At 53.7% G+C, this 4,095-nt stretch carries 3 protein-coding genes; all 3 read right to left on the bottom strand.

What is annotated here, in order from left to right; translation table 11 throughout:
• Positions 1–9 precede the first annotated feature (9 nt).
• The gene (locus A8B82_RS21520) at positions 10–564 is read right to left on the bottom strand and encodes a TniQ family protein (protein WP_235604770.1); all 555 of its coding nucleotides are present in this window, start codon (positions 562–564) and stop codon (positions 10–12) included.
• Positions 565–903: 339 nt separating this feature from the next.
• On the bottom strand, positions 904–1,275 hold the full coding sequence (locus A8B82_RS21515; protein WP_138069844.1) for a hypothetical protein: 372 nt from the start codon (positions 1,273–1,275) through the stop codon (positions 904–906).
• A gap of 247 nt (positions 1,276–1,522) precedes the next feature.
• The coding region (locus tag A8B82_RS21510) for an Ig-like domain-containing protein (protein WP_082899423.1) at positions 1,523–4,095 on the bottom strand (2,573 nt) is incomplete at its 5' end.

Raw genomic sequence — 4,095 nt, 5'->3', positions numbered from 1 at the left:
TAAATGCTATCAAAGGAGCGGCATCAAACCGCGACACGTCCAATATGCCTCGAAAGGACTAGGAGTCGCCTTGAGCACCGGCTGATCCAAAATCCAACCGTGGTGTTTTCGCAGCTGCGCCGCGAAATCTCTGGCGTCCTTGTTATATTTCTCAACTGGAAGGCATGCGAGCATGCTGCCGTGTTCCGGGCAGCTCCTGATTGACGAAAATTTCCACTGGAGGCGACGCGGCACACGCCACGACTCCGCTGCTGACGGCATTTCGGACCGTGTACACTCCGGGCAGACGCGGATGCGTGTGCGCTGAAAGCTCTGAAGGGAGGCAAATTCGTCTCTCAGGCGAAAATGCCCCTTACCGACATGACGGATAGAAACCCGCTCCAACGCGCCCACATCACACCCTGCAAGCTGGGCCAATTGTTCTATGGCTACCTTCTCACCACGAAAGAGCGGGTCGATCGGAAAGGCAATGTCTCCGCAGAACCTCTGCATCGATATTGCGCCGTTCCTGGCCGCAAGCCGCGACAGCAAGGAAGTAGCCGGCTCGCACGCGGCATGTGCCACCGTCAGCGGCAACTGCGGGAAATTCGTTCCGGGAGTGGTAGGTAGGCTTTTGACCAAGCGAGGCTTCCGAGATCAGACAAAGGCTGGATTGGCCGGATCTTACGATCACCAGCTCAACTGAGCAACGCTGCTATGATTTCAGGAAATTCCGCCAACTTGGGTCAGTTACCTGTCACAAAAGTCGGTTTTGCTTGGCATCTGACAAAGGGTGAAGTGGCGGACCAAGGATCATCCGCACCGATGATGCAATGCCTTAATAATAAATGATTTTTTTTCAGAAAGATCTGTACATACCACAAAAAGTACCACTCTAGGATCAAAATTTGGCGTTTTCTGACACTATCCCGCAATGGCTTTTGCGATCTGTTCTCGCATGTTCAGGCCATCCTTCTCGACTTCAACTTGAACAAAGACACCTTGCTTTTTGGAGACTGTTTGCCAGAGGTTCCCAACCTGCACTTTCTTCAATTCTTTAGGATCGTGCTTTATGTGCTGGCCCTTGTACTCGACAATAAGAGTTCGCCCATCATCCAGTTCAGCGACGAAATCAGGGTAGAACCTACCCCATGAGACTGGCAACCAAAAGGCATTGGGGTGTTTGGGTACATTTCTAATCCAGTGCTTAACACCCACTTGGCTATCAAGCGTCACGGCGCATTGGAATTCTTGACCATCGCCACCATCTTCACCTTTGCCATCAAAGAACGGCACCTGATCCCGGCCTGTGTAGTGGCGACCAAACTTTGCCGACCGCGTTAGAGGCGAACACCTGCAAACATGCCATCAAGGAACCTGAACCCATTGTCAAAACTAACAGTCAGTTTCGTCGGTTCATCAAGAAGCTTGTTTGATAGACTTTCTTCTGTTCGGCTTCATAGATGCCTGCAAGTCAAATTCTTCTGACAAGACCAGACCGACCCTTGGGCCCCACACTCAGCAGTTCGCCAGCCTGCGCACATCAAAATAGAAAATCGTTTGCGCCAAGTTCGTTCAGGTTCACACCCAGCAACGTAATTGTGTTGCCTTCGCCAGTGTCGATCAAAACATTCGCTCCGGATTGTGACGCAGCGCCGCCCACTCCTAACAGATCAGCAAGAGTATTGATCGTCGAAAGGTTCGAGAAATCGATTGTTTCAAGATCGTTAGTCGCATCAAAATCCGTGATCGTATCGTTACCATGACCATCCGTGAACACGAAGGTGTCAGCATTGAAATTACCTACCAATGTGTCGTCGCCTGTGCCTCCGTCGATCCGATCAAATCCCGCTCCGCCCAGAACAAGGTCGTTGTCCGCCCCGCCGCTCAGATCATCATTGCCGGTGCCCCCCCAGAGACGGTCATTTCCTGTGCCGCCATTTAGCGTATCATCACCTTGCTCACCGAATAGCCCGTCAGTCCCCGCGTCGCCTTGCATCAGATCATCATTATCGCCTCCGAAAAGGCGGTCAAACCCCTGGCCGCCAATCAGCGTGTCATTTCCACTGCGGCCATACAGATTGTCAGCCTGATTGCCCCCATCCAGCAGATCATTGCCCGTTCCGCCGTCGAGGTAGTCAAACCCACCTTCTCCGTAAAGCGTATCGTTACCTTCTTCGCCGAAGAGTCCATCAACCGTAAAGCCAACATTGGTTCCCCCATAAAGCAGGTCATCATGGGCACCGCCGTATAGACGGTCCGCCTCGGTGCCCCCCAGCAGCGTGTCATTGCCAGCATCACCATAGAGATTGTCATAGCCTTGCCCCCCGACAAGTCGGTCATCGCCAGACCCACCGTTCAACTGGTCCGTATTTGCCCCGCCATCCAGCGTATCATCGCCCTCATCTCCCCAGAGGGTGTCAAAGCCAGCATTCCCGAAGACCAGATCAGCACCTTCGCCACCACTGAGTGTGTCATTCCCCTGATTGCCAAGGATCGTGTCATTTCCGCGCAGGCCGAATAGGATGTCGCTGTCCGGGTCGCCGTTCATAAGCTCGCTGTCGGACGTGCCGAACTGGGCAATATTTCCGTCCAAAGCACCAAGTGTTATAGTCACGGTGGCCACGTCTCCGCCCCCGCCCAAACCATCAGAAACCCGGTAAGTGAAGCTGTCACTGCCTTGCAGACCAGCACCAAGGACTTCGTACGCCCCGATGGGAACATAATCAAAGGAGCCATCCGCGTTCAGCGTCAGCAGCGCGCCCGAAGGGAGCATGATCTGTTGGCCTACGCTCGCTCGCACGCCATTCACTTCGACTACGGTGATCTGTGAATTGGAGTCCGGGTCGTTGTCTAATCCCGAACCGTTATCTGCAAAAACAGAGCCCTGCAAAACCCGAAGACCATCGGACGTCAGCGCATCGTCCTGCGCCACTGTGGCATCATTTGCGCCGTTGATCGTGATCGTGACCGTGGCGGTAGCATCGCCGTTCAACTCATAGGTAAAGCTGTCGGTCGCAGTGACCCCACCCGGCAGGTCTTCAAACTGGCCATTCGGATCATAGTCAAACGTACCGTCCGCGTTCAGGACCAGCAGCGCGCCGCTGGCCAGAACAACCGTTTGCCCCACGTCAGCCGCGCTGCCATTCACCGCCGTGATCAAAAGAGGTGAATCAATATCCGTGTCTGCGCCAAAGCCATTATCGCCGAATACACTGAGACCGCTGAGCGCAGCGTTTTCTCCAACGTCAAAAGCGTCATCCCGCGAAATCGCCGCATCGTCCACGCCGTTGATCGTGACCGTGACTGTACCCACGTCAACTGCAGGTGCAAAATTTACACGGCCGTAGATGACATAGCTTTCGCCGGAATAATCTCCGTTCGCGTCGGCCCATCTAGCCCCGATAATCAGATCGTCGATACCATCACCATTGATATCTCCTGCGGCTGAAACCGACCAGCCGCTTTGGTCGAATGCGTCGACTCCCGTAATCGCAAAGCCGTTTGTGCCATCGAGCGAACTCATCCTGATGCCTGAAGCAAAACCGGACGCCCTGCCAAATATGACGTAACTTTCCCCCGCATCTTCCGGCCCAGGCCCATCCGCGTCGATCGCGCCGACGATCAAATCATCAATGCCATCGCCATTCACGTCACCAGCAGAAGAGACTGAATATCCAAAGCGGTCACGATGGCTCACACCGGCAAGAACAAATCCATTGCTGCCATCCAATGTTGTTAAGTCTAAATTCGCGTCAAACCCGGTATCGCTGCCGAAAACCACGTAACTGCGTCCAGTAACGGCTGACGGGGAATCATAGGTTCCGTTGTATTCTGTGGACCCGATGATCAGATCATCAATGCCATCACCATTCACGTCCCCCGCAGACGAGACGGACGCGCCAAAATAATCCTGTCTTCCGATCCCCTGAATCGAAAAACCATTTGTACCATCTAACGTCGATAAATCGAGGCTGGCATCAAAGCCAGAGGCGCTGCCGAATACGACATAGCTTTCACCCACAGAATAAGGAAAATAGTAGCCGCCGTCGTCTTCACCGTCGGCAAACATTGCACCGATGATGATATCGTCAATACCGTCACCGTTTACATCGC

This window comes from Sulfitobacter sp. EhC04 (assembly GCF_001650875.1).
GTDB lineage: Bacteria > Pseudomonadota > Alphaproteobacteria > Rhodobacterales > Rhodobacteraceae > Sulfitobacter.
The sequence above is the reverse complement of the archived record's forward strand: the minus strand, read 5'-3'. Positions and strand labels throughout refer to the sequence as shown.